This window comes from Candidatus Laterigemmans baculatus (assembly GCF_010367455.1).
GTDB lineage: Bacteria > Planctomycetota > Planctomycetia > Pirellulales > Pirellulaceae > Laterigemmans > Laterigemmans baculatus.
The window spans coordinates 18,230-33,925 of record NZ_WRPR01000045.1; the positions used below are offsets into that span (position 1 = coordinate 18,230).

Annotated in this window: 8 protein-coding genes; all 8 read right to left on the bottom strand. The window is 64.1% G+C overall.

Features of this window, described 5'->3' with window-relative positions; translation table 11 throughout:
- Positions 1–79 precede the first annotated feature (79 nt).
- The 8 genes from GNK13_RS10310 to GNK13_RS10345 all read right to left on the bottom strand — a co-directional run bounded on the left by GNK13_RS10310 (position 80) and on the right by GNK13_RS10345 (position 15,439).
- On the bottom strand, positions 80–1,174 hold the full coding sequence (locus GNK13_RS10310; protein WP_164102440.1) for a DUF3500 domain-containing protein: 1,095 nt from the start codon (positions 1,172–1,174) through the stop codon (positions 80–82).
- A complete protein-coding gene (locus GNK13_RS10315) occupies positions 1,171–3,594 on the bottom strand; it encodes a hypothetical protein (protein ID WP_235935028.1) in 2,424 nt (807 codons plus the stop codon). The genes GNK13_RS10310 and GNK13_RS10315 overlap by 4 nt, the downstream gene beginning before the upstream one ends.
- Positions 3,591–7,610 (bottom strand): DUF4175 family protein, encoded by a 4,020-nt coding sequence (locus tag GNK13_RS10320; protein ID WP_164102441.1) that lies wholly within the window; start codon positions 7,608–7,610, stop codon positions 3,591–3,593. Before GNK13_RS10320 ends, GNK13_RS10315 begins: the two co-directional genes overlap by 4 nt.
- A complete protein-coding gene (locus GNK13_RS10325; RefSeq protein WP_164102442.1) occupies positions 7,603–9,837 on the bottom strand; it encodes a BatA domain-containing protein in 2,235 nt (744 codons plus the stop codon). The genes GNK13_RS10320 and GNK13_RS10325 overlap by 8 nt, the downstream gene beginning before the upstream one ends.
- On the bottom strand, positions 9,834–10,739 hold the full coding sequence (locus tag GNK13_RS10330; protein WP_164102443.1) for a DUF58 domain-containing protein: 906 nt from the start codon (positions 10,737–10,739) through the stop codon (positions 9,834–9,836). The genes GNK13_RS10325 and GNK13_RS10330 overlap by 4 nt, the downstream gene beginning before the upstream one ends.
- A 12-nt stretch (positions 10,740–10,751) precedes the next feature.
- Complete coding sequence (locus tag GNK13_RS10335; protein WP_164102444.1) at positions 10,752–11,777, bottom strand: AAA family ATPase; 1,026 nt, start codon at positions 11,775–11,777, stop codon at positions 10,752–10,754.
- A 206-nt stretch (positions 11,778–11,983) separates the two neighbouring features.
- Positions 11,984–12,820 (bottom strand): DUF4159 domain-containing protein, encoded by an 837-nt coding sequence (locus tag GNK13_RS10340; protein ID WP_164102445.1) that lies wholly within the window; start codon positions 12,818–12,820, stop codon positions 11,984–11,986.
- Between the two features lie 51 nt (positions 12,821–12,871).
- The gene (locus GNK13_RS10345; RefSeq protein ID WP_235935029.1) at positions 12,872–15,439 is read right to left on the bottom strand and encodes a peptidase MA family metallohydrolase; all 2,568 of its coding nucleotides are present in this window, start codon (positions 15,437–15,439) and stop codon (positions 12,872–12,874) included.
- Positions 15,440–15,696 lie beyond the last annotated feature (257 nt).

Below are 15,696 nucleotides of genomic sequence, written 5' to 3' on the forward strand. Positions count from 1 at the left end.
CGACGTCATTGGGCACTGCTGGCCCTCCCCGGGCCTGAGAGCCCGACCCTCCTGGGGGGAGGGTGTCTTTTCGTGGGGCTCACTGCTGCGGCTGATCCCCTTGCTCGCACAACTTTGCCAGCTCGACCATTAACGGTTCGAGTTCGGCGTAGTAGGCGTCTTCGTCCAGTTCCGATTTGCGGCCGCGCAGCTCCCGAACACTCTGTTCAATTTCGGCGATGCGCTCGCGCTGTTCCGCCGTGAGCGCTAGCTCCTCCTCGGTTGCCAGCAACGACAACCCCGCGGCGAACGGGCCATCCGGCTCGGCTTCTCCAGCGGGTTGACCGACGACGCGCATCCCGCGGAAAAAGTCGGCCGGCGTCCCTTTCCCATCGCCGTTGTCGTCGAGCAACGCGTGCTCGGTGGCCAAACGCCCCTCCCGCTCGTAGAACTGCTGCGTTTGATGCGAGGCTGCGAGAAAAGCCTCCAAAATCGAGACGCTGGCGTCGTGATCGAGATCGGCCGAGCGATCGCCGATCGCGCGGGAAAGATAGTCGCCGAAGCGAGCGAAATTCTGCTCTTCACCCGAACGCGTGGCGGTCACCACGACTCGGTTTTCCCCCGAGAGCGCGGCGAGGAACGGACCGCTCGAGGACGCCGCATTGACGATCACCAGGGGCCGCGCCGCGCCCTCAAGCACCTTGGCGAATTCCGCGGCCGAGAGATCGGGACCGCGGAGATTGAACTTCGCTTGCTCTTGCTGGAAAGTCCCGTGCCCGATCAGGACCAGCCACAGTGGAGCCTGACCGCTGTCGGCTTTCAGTTGCTCGAGCGACTCCAGCAGCAGCTCACGATCCGCCGGCGCAGCTTCACCGGACTCAGTACTCTCAGACTCAGTACTCTCAGACTCAGTACTCTCGGAGTCAACACTCTCAGACTCCCTGCTCACCACCGGCCCGATCCGCGTCACGTTGGCTTGGGCTTCGGTGGCAACCTTCTCCCATCGCTCGGCCCACTCGGAGAATGCGGCAGCATATTCGTCCGTGCCCCCGGCACCGACGACGATCACCACGTCGACCTCGGATTGGGCGTGGGAAACGCTCACCGGTCCTAGCAGCCACCCGCTCGCGCAAAACGCGAGTGCCACATGCCGGAATACCGCGACCCACGTGCGGGCAAAGATAAGCTGCTTCACGGCATCCCTTTCCAACGCCGAATTCCCCATTCGCCACACAAGCAGAGGATTGCCAGCGTCATCACCCACGGCCGGTGCCAGAGGGGAAACGCCCACGTTTCCTTCACGGGCACCCGCTCGCCGTCGAGGGAGCTGGCAAATTCGTCAAGCTCTTCCAGCGGCACGACGCGACCTCCCGACTCGCGGGCGATCTCTTCGAGCAGATCGAGGTTCGCGCCGAGCCGCTCGAATTCGTCCCCTGCCGCATCGTGTGCCCAATCCGTTTCGGCAGTGCCGATCTCGCTCCCATCGGCAGCCGTCGCGGTGGCTGTGACGCGGTAGCCGCCGGCGGTTCGGGGCCAGATCGCTGCCGTATAGACTCCGGCTTCCTCGGGGCTCGGCACAGCGGTGACTTCGAGCTTCGGTTGATCGGGAGTCTCGATCCGTAGCGACACGGTGGCCCCGTCGAGCGGCGTGAAGCTGGGGTCGCGGACCTCCACCGCAACGCGGATCGTTCCGGGCGGGGTTGCCGGTTCGATCCTCGCTTCGACTCGGGACGGCACATCGTTGACCAACCACCGCACCATCTGACGCCAAGTTTGGGCCGGATCGTCATCGGGCGCCTGCGAAGCGTCCTCGCGATCTTCCGGCTCCCGGACCGGCGCGCGGAGCGACCATCGCCACAGGTCACCTAGCAGCAAAGCGGCTGTTTTTCCGTTGCCGAAAGGCTGAGAGACGAACGCGGGCTGAGGAGCACCAACCGAGTCGCGGGCGACCGCCAGCACCATCGCTCCCGGCTTGACCTGTTCGGCCGAGTTCAGCACCGACAGCGGCGGCAGCAGGCTCAGCCGCGCCGCCTCGGCCGCTTCGGTGCTCCGCAGCCGCAGGAATGGTTGCAACAAACCCTCGCGAGTCAGCTCGACGCGGTAGGGCCCCGAGGGACCATCGAATTCGGCCGCCGAGCGAGTCCCCCGCGAGAGATACACCGGTGCCAGTTCACCGAGCGGCGAGTCGGCGTAACCTCCCCGCTCGAGCGCTTCCTGCCCCCCGAGCATCAACAGCGCACCGCCACGATTGCTGACGAAGCGGCGCAGCAACAACAGCTGATCCTGCGTAAAAAAGTCCGCTTCGACGTCATCCAGAATGATTGCTGAGAAGGGGAACAGGGCATCGGGATCCGACGGAAAACCCTCAACCAATTCCTGCGCGTCCGTGACCCCCAGCCGCAGTAGAACTGGCTCGTCCAATTGTTCGGCCGCTTCTTCCTCGTCCCCGCCAAGCCCCGCGAACAACGGGTTGGTCGATCCGAGCGAAGCATCGCGAAAGCTGAATTTTGGTTGCTTGCGGGCGATCCTCAACAGCCCCAACAACCGCACTTCGGCGTCGGCGTCGATCGCGCGGCGGAGAAACTTGAACTCCCAGTTGGGCCGCCCGCCGACGTACAGCACGCTGTAGGGCCCCCGCCGCCGGTGGACCGCCACCCAGCGTCGATTGTTTTCGAGCGTCGATTCGACCCGGGACTCGCCCGCTTCGAAACGCTTCCGCTCCCGCTCCAGAAAACATTCCACGCGATAGAACGAGACGCCAGCGGTCTCCGGACGAAAGCGGAAGCGGAGCGGCAACCCCGCAGGTCCCGCTTCGCTCTCGGTCGCTTCGTCGGCGAATGATTTTTCCTCGACCAGCGTGCCATCTTCCGCGAGCAGGCGAACGCTGATCGGCTCATCAGGCAGATCGACCTTCTCGAGCGAGACGTCGATCGTGACCGGGGCGGTTTCAAAGTCGGTTTGGCTGACCGAGACGTCGGCAATTCGCAAGTCGCGAAGCCGCTCCGCCGCCGTATCGCGGACCGGGTACACAGGAAACCCGAGCTGCGACCAATCGGCCGCGGCCGCGTCGGTCCAGTTGCCATCGCTGGCCAGCAGCAGCCCGGCGACCGGACGACCCTTGAAGCGATCTCCGAGGGTCTCCAGAGCGGTTCGCAAATTCGACGCTTCTCCGTCGAAGGTGAGCGAGGCGAAGTCGTGACTGCCGCGGAGCCGAGCATCGAATGCGTAGCGGCGGACGTCGAAAATCTGTTCCAGTTGCTCGGTCGGTCGCGAACTGGGACCCCAGCCGCTTCCGCCCTCAAAGGCTTGATGCACCCGGTCGGCGAAACTCTGCGAGTTCTGCGAATTTCGCAGCGTCATGCTGCGGCTCGTATCGACCACGATCGGGAGGAGGTTCTCGCGGGGGATCGGTCGTTCGGCTCGCCCCCGCGGTTCGACCAGCGTCACCACCAACGTTGCGATGGCGACGATTTTCAGCGTCGCCGCGAGAGCTCGCCAACCGCTCCATCCGCCACGCAAATAGTTCCAGAGGACAGCGAGCAATAGTACGGCGGCGATGGCCGCCGCCGGCAAAACCCAGCGGGGTGCTCCGAGGAAAAACGTATCGAAGTTCAACGGCCGGTTCCCAATTGTTCGTAGTACTTGCGGACCGCATCGGTGAAAGCTTCTGGAACCGGATCGCGATCGATCGGCACCACCGCATGCCGCTCGGCCGAGCGTCGGAGGAGCTCGGCGGAAACATCGGTGCGAAGCTGACGGAGCGGCTCGGCAATCATCTCTTCGATTTCCGACCACTGCGGCTCGCTGGCATGCCGCTTCACTTGGCGACGCATCTCGCGAGCCCGATCGCGAATTCCCGCCGCCCGTGACCGCAGCTCAGGATCCTCAAGCATTTCCTCCACCTCGCGGAGACTGTCGCTCCACTCCCGGAACCCATCGCCGGTGATCGGCCGCGGGCCGACGGGCCCACCCGCTGGTTCCCCAGCTGGCGAACCACCGAGCGCCTCGGTCCAGTCGCCTGCGAGCAACCCGCCGGCAGCGTTGCCGCCACCCTCGCTACGGAGACCGCCAGCGGCCGGCGAGCCCGGCTGCGGTTCGGCTTCACCACCACCGGAACTCGGCGCTTGACCCGGCTGTTGGCCCTGTCCCGGTTGTTGGCCCTGTCCTGGTTGCTGGCCCTGTCCCGGTTGTTGCCCTTCACCTGGCTGCTGCCCTTCACCTGGCTGCTGCCCTTCAGCGGGCTGCTGACCTTCACTTGGCGGCTGTTCGCCGGTGGCCGGTTCCCCGGGGTTGGACTCCCCGGGGTTGGATTCGCCGGGGTTCGACGCGCCGGGTTGCCCCTGGTTCGTTGGCCGCTCGCTGGAGGGCTGATCGCCATTGGGCGGCTGATCGCCATTGGGCGGCTGATCGGCTTGGGGGGCAGGATTTTCGGCGGCCAGCTGCCGCTCGAGGGCGTCGAGCTCTTGGGTGGCGCGGGCGAGAGCTTCGGTGGGATCGCCGAGAACGCTTTGGGCGGCTTGATCGATGTCCGTGGCGAGCCGCTCGATCTGGTCTCCGGCCATCTCGCTCAACTGTTGAGCCTGGGGGTCGAAGCCGCGGCGGAGTAGATCGGCGGCCATCCGCAGCTGGGGATCGAGATCTCCCTGCTGAGCTTCTCGCTGAGCTTCGTACAACTGATTCGCCAGCAGTGGTTCGCTCTCTTCGGCGTCGCGGACGGTTTGGCGGATTTTGTCCAGCAGCTCCGCCGCCTGCTCAGCTTGAGTTTGCAAGCGATCGGCGAGTTCCTCGCGGCCATTGTCGGGAGCGCGGAGTCCGGCCGCTGGGGAGGGAGTCTCCAGCTCACGCAATTGTGCTTCGATCGCCTTCTGCTGCTGGGCCAGTTCGTCCGCTTCGGACCGCATCTGCCGCATCGTTTCGTTGAGTGCCGCGGACGTCTCTTTCTTGAACTCATCACGCGTTTCTTCCAAACTTCGCTCGGCCCGCGCGCCTGCGGCCAGGGCGTCGGCTGGCCGGTCTTGGCGGAGCGCCTGCTCGGCTTCGCGAAGATTCTCGCGGATCTGTTCCATCCGATCGGCCGCCTCGGCTTGGCTCGCCTCCGAGCGATTCATCTCCGAGGCGAGCGCGTCGGCGTCTTCCAACAACTCCTGTTGCTGTTCGCGGAGTCGCTGCAGTTGGCGACGCGCCGCTTCGCGTTCCGCTTCATCGGCCGCTTGCTGAAGTGCCAGCTCGGCGTCGCGGAGTTGTTGGTTCAGATCGCTCTGCCGCCGAGCCAAGTCGCGCAGCTGGCTGAGGATTTCGTTCGCCTGCTGGTCGCCCGCCGTGGGTTGCTCCTGCGCGGTCCGTTCGGTTTCGTAGCGGCTCGAATCGTTCTTCAGCTCCAATTGGTCCAACTGCTGTTGCAGCTTGCCGCCATCACCGCCGCCTCCGCCTCCCTGCGACTGGGATGAACGGGAGACGTTGAACTCGCGTGCTCGCAGGCGAAGCAGTCCCTGGTAAGCGCCTCGGGCCGCGACCAGCGCGGGTGGCAGCGGCTCTTGCGAGCGTTCCTGAATTGCGGTCGAGAGTTCGGCCGCCGCTTCCTGCATGGAGTGGGCGACCGCTTCGACCAATTCGGGCGAGGCATTCGGAGGAAGCGCATCGGCGAGCTCCGCAAATTGTTCGATCGCCGCTTGCTGCGAGTCGCGGATCGTTTCGGCGTCTTTGAGAAACCGGCTCTGCAGCGAGCGATCGTCACTGGGTTCACTGGCGTCACTGGCGCCGCTGACATCCGCCCGGCGGATCAGATTCCAAACGGCCGTGGTGATCTGCTTTTGGAGCTCGGCCAACTCATCGGCCTGCTGAGCCTGTTGTTGCTGCTGTTGGGATGGAGCGCCACCCGGTGGCGATTCCCCTTCGCGGAAGATCTGTTCGAAGGGGCGGACTTCGGCGAAGAAGATGTCGCTGGTGGTCCGCCGCAGCTGACCGTCCGGCCCCGTATCTTCGGCCCAAAAGTGATAGCTCAGCAGCTGGTCGGCTTCGGCCTCGAGTTCTTCAAAATCGAGCAGGTGCGTGACCTGGTTCTCTCGCTGGCCGTTGCCCCCGCTGGTTGCGTTGGCCCCGCTGGTTTCGTTGCCCCCGCTGGTTTCGTTGGCCCCGTTCGCCGTGCTGGCCAGTTCGATCTCCTGCGGCTCTTCGGTCCCGAAGGCGTAACTCAGCCCGATGCGGTGGATGCCGAAGTCGTCTTTGACCGACGCAGCAACCGGCAACTCTTCGATCGGCGAAACCGTAGCATCGGTAGCCGTGACCAGCTTCAGTTCCGCCGGGAGATTCGGCAGCACGCGGGCGACGAACTGCGGTGGGAACTTGTTTTGCCGCTCCGCCTCGTCGCGAAGTTCCAGCCGCCAGCGCTGCGTTTCGCTCAGCACCAGCGTCGTCTGCCACACGGTTGCCGTGTCGTCGGTGGGCTTCAGCTCCAGCGGCGGTTCGCCGTCGTCTTCCGGAATCAGCCGAGCGCTCGCGAGCGGCTTATTGACGTGAATTCGCCAGCTCAGCTCGGTCCCTTCGACGGCCGTCACCCGAAGCGTGTTTTCGATCGTTTTCGGTTCTTCCGACGTGTAGGCCGGAGGAGTGAGCACGGCATCGCCGCGGACCAGCTGCGGGTACTCGAAGACACGAACACGAAAGTCGCGGCTGCGGACGGTGGCCGATTCGACGTGGTACAGGAAGTCGCGATCGACCGCCGCGAAGTAGCCTCCGAAGCGGAAGTCATCGAGATTGCGCTTCATGGCGACTCGCTCTTCCGGCTCCGGCGAGTCGCCCCCGGCGTGCGGCCAGTGCCGAACCATCACCACGTCGCTCGGCGGTGCCTCTCCGGCGAAACGTGCCGAGACGACCAGGCTCGCTCCCCTTTCGAGTTCGATGTCCCCGGGCAGCACCTCGACCGCCCCCTGCGGCGCCGCGAGCTCCAACGGAACCTCCGCCACGAGATTGGGGGGCGACGTATCTCGAGCAGCGAATGCGACGACAGTCAGACAAAGCCAGGAGAAAACGAGCAGACACCGCCGCCGGGCCAAGCGATTCGAAGGAACCGTTTCATTCCACTGGCCGGCGGCCGCATGGGCGACCGCGCGGTCGACGACCCGCTGCTGCAGAAAAGTGAACCCGCGCGGACCCGTCGGACGCTGGTCGATGGCCGTCAGCAACGTCGCCCGCAAACTCGGATGGGCCCGCTCGATCCTCGCCGCAACGGAGCGAAGGTCGCGCTCGGAAAAGGCAGTCGCGATCCCGGAGACGAGCACGACCGAAACTGCGATTCCGATGACCAGGATTAAGCTCTCGAGACCGCTCAGCGGAAGCCCCCCGGTGAAGAGCCAGCTGCCGACAATCGCCGCCAAGGCCAACCAACTGAGGAGCGTCGCCACTCGCAGGAACCGCAGTTGGCGAAACCGCTGAGCGACTTGGCCGATGCGATCCTCGAGTCGCCGATCGGCAATCGGCCCCCGATCGGCTGCTGGCCCCCGATCGGCTGCTGGCCCCCGATCGGCTGCTGGCCCCCGATCGGCTGCTGGGCTGCGATCGGCTGCTGGGCTGCGAACTGGAGACGGGCTGCGCTCGTGTGGGAGCGGGCGATCGTGTGGGGGGCGGTTAGTCATGAGCGGGCCTCCTTGTCGATTGAACCTCCGCGGACGCTTGGCCGCCGCGGGCCGCGCGGGTGCGACTGCTGAGCAGCGTCTCGAGGCCGATCATCGCCAGCCCGGCGAGCAACAGCACTCGCCACCACTGCTGGCTTCGTTCGAGTTCCGCGTCCTCTGCCTGACGCTCGACTTGCGCTTGCCGTTCGACTTGCTCTTGATCGATGAATTGGACGCCGAGCTGTTCGAGCATCGAGCGGTCCATCGGCTCGGTCTGGCTTTCAGCCGCCGCGAGGTTGACCGCGACGGCCTGCTCGTCCGTCCCGTCGCGGTAGCGGTAAATTCCAGGAGCGTCGAGCGTCTGAGCATCGGTGGGCGTGCGGTACGCGATCCGGCGGCCATCGGGAGCGATGATCTCCGCGGTCTCACTGGCCGGAAGCGTCCAGGGTTGACCGACTGTCGCCGTGGCGGTGAGCTCCTCGCGCTGGGCATCGCGAGCCATGCCCGCAATGATCGGTACGAACTTCGTCGACAGCGCCAACTGGCTTTCGGTCGGTTGCCAGCCCGCGGCCAGCAGCCAAAGTTTGCCGCTCCCCACGCTCCGCTCGAGGAGTGCGGCCGAGCCATCATCGAAGCGGGCTAGCGTTCGCCAGGCTTCGGGCGCCGCGAGGCGAACTTCCTGATGCGACCAGAATTGGATTTTGGCAAAATCGCTGAACCGGGGATCGGCCAGCGGTGCGAACAGTCGGTGTTGGAAATCGATCTGCGTCAGCAGCGCGTAATCGTCGATCTCCTTCGGTTCGATCCGCAGCGAGCTGTCACCGCTCAACGTCTGTGCGGCTTGCTCGACCGCCGGATCCTGGGCCGCCGCCGAATCGATGACCAGCAGGACTCGGCCGCCGCCGTCGAGGTAGCTCTTCAGTTCCGCGAGTCGGGCAGTCGCGGGGGCTGCGGCGACCGCGATCAAGGGAACTTCCGTGGGGGTCAGCTCCTCCGCGCTTCCGGACTGGCTGTTGGGCGTAGCGAGTGGTGCGGTCGGGTCGCGCCGTTCGACGGAGACCGAGCTGCCGGGGCGATCGAGCGAGACTCGCTGCAGGTAGTACAGCAAGCTCTCCCGCGGATCCTCGACTTCCGGGCCCACGAACAACACACGCTGCTCGATCGGCTCGGGAACCGTCACGAAGCGGCGATTGTCGAACGAGTGATCATCGCCGACCAGTTCGATCGCATGGGCATTCACTGGCGGGGCGCGCAGGCGGCTTGCGCGATTCGTCCCTGGCGGCACGGACAGCGAGACGACCGTGTCTCCGAGCGGTGCTCCCTCGGCGTCGATCCAGCGGGCGGTGAATTGCCCCACCGTGGAATCGGCAGCATTGCTGATCGAGATGCGAAACCCGTTCTCGGAGCCGGCCGCCGCGGTGCTTCCGCTTCCGTCCTGCAGTGCTGCGGGCTCGGCGGCAGCGATCGTGGCGTTGGAGGAGTCGGGCAGCTCGAGCGTTTCCAGCTGAACCCGCGTCGACTCGGGCCACTGGTAACCGTGGAGGGCGGACAGCGAGCTGCCCGCCTGCATGTCGCTAATCACGACGATCGTCCGCGCCACATCGGTCTGGTCCGATCGCCGAGCCGCCTCGTCGACCCGCTCCGCCGCGGCGGCCAACGCCGCTCCGAGCTCGCCGCCCCGCCACGAGGGCTCGAGTCCCTCGAGCGCTGCTCGCACTTCGCCGACCACATCCCCCCTCTCCCCGCCCGCCCAAACGGCATCGCCCGCTGCACTGGCATCGCCCGCTGCACTGGCATCGCCCGCTGCCGGGGAAGCGAAATCGCGGAGCACGTCGATCCGCGTGTCGAAGGTGAGCCAGGCGGCTCGCGTGGTGGGCTCGAGCTCTTCCGCCTGGGCGATCGCCGCGTCGACGGCGCGTTGCCAAAGATCGCCGCGGTGCATGCTCGCGCTGCGGTCGATCAACACGACCCGGTACTCCTCCACGGCTGTTCCCACTTCAGCCGCCGAACCGCGGAGGAAGGGACGAGCAAAGGCGATTGCGATCAGCAACACGGCCAGCCCTCGGAGCAGCAACAGCAACCAGTTATCGATCCGGCTGCGGCGGCTGAGTCGCGGCGGGCTCGCCTCGAGAAACATCAAGGAGCTGAAAGGGATCTGCCCCTGCGGCTGGCGGCGGATCAAGTGGAAGATGACCGGCAACGCAACCGCCAGTCCACCGAGCAGGAAGAGAGGTGCGAGAACGCTCACCGTCGCCCCCTCCGGCTATTGCGGCGAACCGTCATGTTGAGCAAGTCAAACAGCGCCTGGTCAACTGGCCGATCACTCGGCAAGGTCGAAAAGATCACGCCCAAAGCGTCGCAGGCCGACTGGACTTGCCGTTCGTGCTCCGCAAACCGTTGTTGGTAGCGGTCGATCGCGGTGTGCGGATCGATATAGACGTCGCGGCCCGATTCCAGGTCGCGGACCATTGTCGGCCCGCTGAGGCTCAGCACGATCTCGCCCGGATCGAGAATTCGTAGCACGAGCACCTCGTGCCCGCGACCGATCAAATGGGAGAGATGCTTTTTGAGCGAATCAATTGGGGCCAACAGGTCCGAGATCAGAATCACCAACCCGCGGCGGCGAACCACCGCCGCGATCTGTTCGAGCGGCTTTTGCAGGTCGGTGCGAGTTCCATCACTCGAACGTTCCAAGGCTCCCAAAAACCTGCGGAAGTGCCCGGGGCGGTGACGCGCCGGGAGAAACTGGAGCACCTCGTCGCCAAAGGTCAGCAGCCCCACGCTGTCGCGCTGCAATGTGAGATAGTAGCCGAGGCTCGCCGCGACCGTCCTGGCATAGTCCGCTTTTGAATATGCCAAGGTCGTGTAGTCCATGGAGCGACTTTGATCGACCAGCAGATAGCAGCGACGGCTGGTTTCGTCTTCAAATTGTTTGATGTGATAGCGGTCAGAGCGGGCAAAAAGCTTCCAGTCCAACTGCCGCGGATCATCGCCCACCGAGTAGGGTCGATACTGGCTGAATTCGACCGAGAATCCATGGTAGGGACTACGGTGCAAGCCGTTATAAAACCCGTCCACGACGTGCCGAGCGCGCAACTGCAGATTACGGATTCGCATCAGAGCGGCCGGATCGACGAACGTGGATGCCATCGCGAAATTCGACTAACGCAAGGTGTGGGGGACCGACTCAATCAACCGTCCGATCAACTGCTCGGTCGTGATGCCTTCGGCGTCCGCTTTGTAACCCAGAAGGATGCGGTGGCGGAGCGTCGGGTGGGCGAGGGCTTGGATGTCGTCGAACCCGACGTGCGATTCGCCCCGCAGCAGGGCCCGAGCCTTGCCGCCAATGACCAGCGTTTGCGCAGCCCGGAGTCCGGCTCCCCAGCTGACCCACTCGTTCACGAAATCGGGCGCGCCAGCGCGTCCTGGGCGGCTGCCGGCAACGAGCCGAACCGCATAATCGGCCACTTCGCGGGCGATCGGGACGCGGCGCACCACGTCGTGGAAGCGGAGCACATCGTCGCCGCTGAACAAAGGTCGAATCGGCTCGGGACGCGTTTGCGTCGTCTGCAACACCACCTCGAGCTCGTCAGCGTGCGGCAAGTAATCGATCAACACGTTGAACATGAAGCGGTCGAGCTGGGCCTCCGGCAGCGGATAGGTGCCTTCCATCTCGATCGGGTTCTGAGTCGCCAAGACGAAGAACGGTTCCTCCAGGGCGTACCGCTCGCCCGCGGCAGTGACCTGATGCTCCTGCATCGCTTCGAGCAGCGCGGCCTGGGTCTTGGGAGGCGTGCGGTTAATCTCATCCGCCAAAATGACGTTGGCGAAGATCGGGCCGCGGACGAATTTCATCTGCCGGCGTCCATCCGCCGACTCCTCGAGAATCTCCGTCCCGGTGATGTCGGCGGGCATTAGATCGGGGGTGAACTGGATCCGCGCGAACTTCAAGTGGAAGACCTGCGCGACGCTGCGGACGAGCAATGTTTTGGCGAGCCCCGGGGCTCCAGTAATTAAACAGTGCCCGCCGGCAAGCAGTGAAATCAGCAACTGCTCAATGATTTCGCTCTGGCCGACGATTGTTTTGTTGAGCTCGCGGAGGATCGCCTCACGACCCGTGCGAATCTGCTCGACCACCTGCGACTCGAGGGCAGGGTCTGCCGTGGCATCGTCGACCGAAGCGGACATAAAGCATCCTCTTGCAGAATATTAATGAGGCGGAAGAGGGTTAAAGTTTTGTCAGAAAACCCTGAGTCGACGGCGCTAGCCGCGGGTTCTACCCCGGAAGTCCCGGGGCTCGCGAAGGCCCGAGGCTAGCGCCTACGGCTCAAAAAGTCGACCCTCCCGGGGGAGGGTGTCAGTGTTCCTTGTTCTCCCCCCGTCACAGCGAATCATCAGTGTGTCATCGCATAGGTCACGATGTTAATTCCCATGGGGTAGGCTCTTTTGACCGAGAACTCCTCAAAATACCATTTGTTCTCACCCTCCCGTTCCCAGCCGTCTCCAAGATCGGTGTTGTGGCAGATGAAGACCATGATCCGACCTTCATCATCTTCGATTGCACGATAGATCGCACGGCTGGTATCGCTGCCAGGGCGATACTCCCAACTTTGATGTCGCCCACCCCGCCCTCGACCGGCGGCGTGGATGCTGGGGACTTGGGGCTTCTCTTTGAGGTCATAGACGCAGTGGAAAATTTCATGCGTGAGCGGAACCTCTTCGGCGCGGCGATTCGGGAAAACCCGTTTCAATTCATTCTCGAGCGCCACATATTCGTGGTCGCCCCAAAAATCGTCGACCATTAAGAAACCACCGCTGGTCAAATACCGCCGCAGCGCAACGACTTCCTCGTCGCTGAGCGTGATCGCCCCCGGTTCGATCATGTACAGAAACGGATAATCAAAAAGCTTGGGATCGGTGAGTTCAACGATGACGGGGTTTGGGTTGACTTTGAGCGAAGTCAACTGCTGGAGCCGGAGCGAGAAATTGAGATCGCTGTCGGGATAGTCGGTTTGCCATTTGTCACGATACCCATAGGAATCGTATTTGACGCGGGCGAAAGTAAACGTGTCGCCGGCGAAGCGTTCATCGATCTCCCAGGTGGGGACGCCGCGGCGGCCCATCTCACGTCCGCCGCCACGCCCCCAATAACCTCGTTGAGCCGTGGCGTCGCTTGCGTCCAGGACGACAATCGCCACGATGCCGATGGCGGCAAACCAAGTCGGACGCATGGGCAAGATTCCTCGTGCAAAAGATTCGAGGGGCAGGGAAGGCTCGGACGGCTACTTCTTCTCGCTCGTCAACTCCAACAGCAACTGCTGGGCGCGGCGGTATCTTGGGGCTTCTTCGAGCGCCATCAGCACCTGCCGTTTCGCTCCATCCCGATCTCCGGCCGCCGTGAGAGCTTCGGCTAGCTGGAAATGCACCCCGGCCGGATCGACCGGATCCATCGTGGCCAGCACTTGCAGTGGGCGGACGGCTCGCTCGGCCGCATCGGTTTCGGCCGCCGCTCGAGCCGCGAAACGATGGGCATCGGGCAACAGCGGATTGAGCGCGAGCGCTTTCTCCGCGTGCCCCGCAACCGCGTCCCACTGTTCCCGCTCCGCTTCCAACTCCATCAAACGAATCAAGTCTTGAAACCCGTCGGCTCGGGCATCGGCCAGTTCCTTGAGCAGTTCGAGTTCGCGGTCAACGTCGCCGATCTCTCGCGCCAGCGCCGCTAGATCTTCCAGCGTTCCTTCGGGGGCCACGTCGTGGGAAAGGAGCTCCCGAATCCGCTCGAGCACCGTTTCCGCTTTCTCAAATTGACGTTCCTCGAGCAGCGCGGTCGCCTTGCCGCGCAGGCCCCAGTAGTTGTTGGGGTGTTTCTCGAGCCACGCCTCCCAAACTGCTACATCACCTCGCTCGGGAAGCCCTTCGTCGGTCCAGTCCAGTTGCTCGCCAAAGGCTTGGGCCCGTTGCCGGACGAAAACCGTGTACTCTTCGTCCAGTGTTTTGAGTGAACCCGTGTGGCGCTCCAAAGTTTCGTTGATCGGCATCCCGACGCCCAAATCAACCAGGATTCGCTGGAGCGCCGGCATCCCATAGCGTTCGATCAGATGCTCGACGGCGAGCGACGACTGGTAGTAGGCCAACTGCAGGTGGGCCGGTGTTTTGGGTTCCAGAAACGCGCCCGATAAGCGGCTGATCGGCACCAGGTCTTCGCCGAGCAACATGCGTCGAAAGGTGGGGGTCATTCGCTGCCCCCAAACCGGATCGCGTTGCCGCTCTTCGTAAACCGAGATCCCTTCACTCAACCAGCGAGGCATGCGGTTGTTGGTTTTTTCCAGCGTCACAGCGTGACAGAATTCATGCCACAGGACCGATTTCCAATTCGACGGATTCTGACCTTGCGACTGCGGACTGTTGGCGGTGATGACCCTGCCAAAACAGACGCCGAGAAAACCGTCGCCTCCGGGAAGGCCGAAGGTGCGGATCGCGAAATCCTGCTGCCGCGGAAAAATTTCCACGACCACGGGGCCGTCTGGAGTGACATCGTACTTGGCGCAAAGGACCTCCGAGGCTTCTTCCAACAGGTCGAGGACCTCTTCGCCATAGACGCTCGCCTCCTGGGCCTGCATGCGGACCAGCAGGTTGCCGCGGCGAAGGATGGTGTATGTTTCCAGCTCATCGTGCAACGTCATCAGGTTGTAGGCGACGACGTTGTAAGCATCCTCCTGGCTCACCTGTTCGGCCAGCTTCCATCCTTTCTCGTCGTCGCCCAGTCGCAGGAGATCCTGGGCGAGTTGAAAGCGGGCTTCGGTATGCGTGGGGTCGAACTTGAGGGCGCGGCGCTGTGCAGCGGCTCCTTCGGCGAAGCGATACTTCCGTGACAGCTCGCGACCGATCACATAGTCGACTTCGGGATTGTCTTTCCAAGTCGCCAGCGCCTTGTCCCGCATCTCCGCTTCCGCATCCGCATCGCCCCGCAGATGGGCCAGAACGGCGCGGTAGGCCCACAGCAGCGGCTGGCGAGGGTTGACTTGCTCGACGCGGTCGAGCGATTCCTCGGCTTGATCATAACGTTCCCGGTCGATCCACTCGTTCGCTTGCATCAGCAGGCTGGGGACGTGCCGCGGATTAAGGTCGAGGGCCCGCCGAAGCGCGGCGTCAGCCCGTTTCGCATCACTCGGCGACCAGGCGCGGGCGGTGAGATACGCGATCTGCGGATCGCCCGGATCGAGCTCCGCGGCCCGCGCCAGCGACTCCGCAGCAACCGCGTAGTCGTGTTTCGCAAGCGCGAGTTCGGCCGTCGCGACATGGACGTCGGAGTAGTTCGGGTCGGCGCGGCGGACGCGATCGTAGAACAACTCCAAAATTTTGCGAGCATCCTCGCCGCGACTGGCGAAGTACCGACCAGCGGCGACCAGGTTTTCGCTTCCCGTGTATCGACCCGGCGCCCGCCGCAGCAGCTCAAAAATCTGCTCCGTGACGATGTTCGCCCGCTCGCTCTGACCGGCAGAGCGGTACGCTTCGGCGGCGAGCAACCGCAGGGGGAGGTCGTCGGTGTATCTCCGCTCGGCTGTCTCGTAAACCTCGACCGCCTGCTCGTACTTCCCCGTCGCCAAATGGTTGCGAATCAGCAACTGCGACCAGTCGGAATTCCAGGTTCCCCCGTCGATTGCCGCGGAAGCCCTAGCGGCTGAGGCTTCGTAGTCACCGCGGTGATAGAGGTCGACGGCGTCGCTCCACTCGGAGGCGTGGAGGCGGCCGCTGTTGGTTTCGGCTGCCGCGAGGCTGACCATGCCAATCAGGCCTGCGATCGCCCACCATCGTCGAAGTCGGCCCGTACGGAAAACCGGTTCTGCCATCCCTAGTCTCCAAAAGCGGTGCTCGCTCACGGAGTTCATCATACCGGATGGCAATGTCGGACAAGCGTCTGGTCGATCCGCAAGCAGTCCGCCGCTTCACCTACCGCCCGCCCGTTCCGGGGCGGCGGTCGGTTTTGGGGCGGAGCATTGGGCAGGGGCATTACGGAGCCTTCCCTCGGAGAGCGGGGCCTGAGCTTGGCGAGCGGGGCCTGAGCTTGGCGAGCGGGCCCTGGGCTTGGCGAGTGGGGGCAGTCAAC

Excerpts from the sequence above, each read along its gene's own strand:
- GNK13_RS10330 (WP_164102443.1), bottom strand. The coding sequence starts at position 10,739 with ATGGCATCCACGTTCGTCGATCCGGCCGCTCTGATGCGAATCCGTAAT.
- GNK13_RS10320 (WP_164102441.1), bottom strand. The coding sequence starts at position 7,610 with ATGACTAACCGCCCCCCACACGATCGCCCGCTCCCACACGAGCGCAGC.
- GNK13_RS10340 (WP_164102445.1), bottom strand. The coding sequence starts at position 12,820 with ATGCGTCCGACTTGGTTTGCCGCCATCGGCATCGTGGCGATTGTCGTC.
- GNK13_RS10345 (WP_235935029.1), bottom strand. The coding sequence starts at position 15,439 with ATGGCAGAACCGGTTTTCCGTACGGGCCGACTTCGACGATGGTGGGCG.
- GNK13_RS10335 (WP_164102444.1), bottom strand. The coding sequence starts at position 11,777 with ATGTCCGCTTCGGTCGACGATGCCACGGCAGACCCTGCCCTCGAGTCG.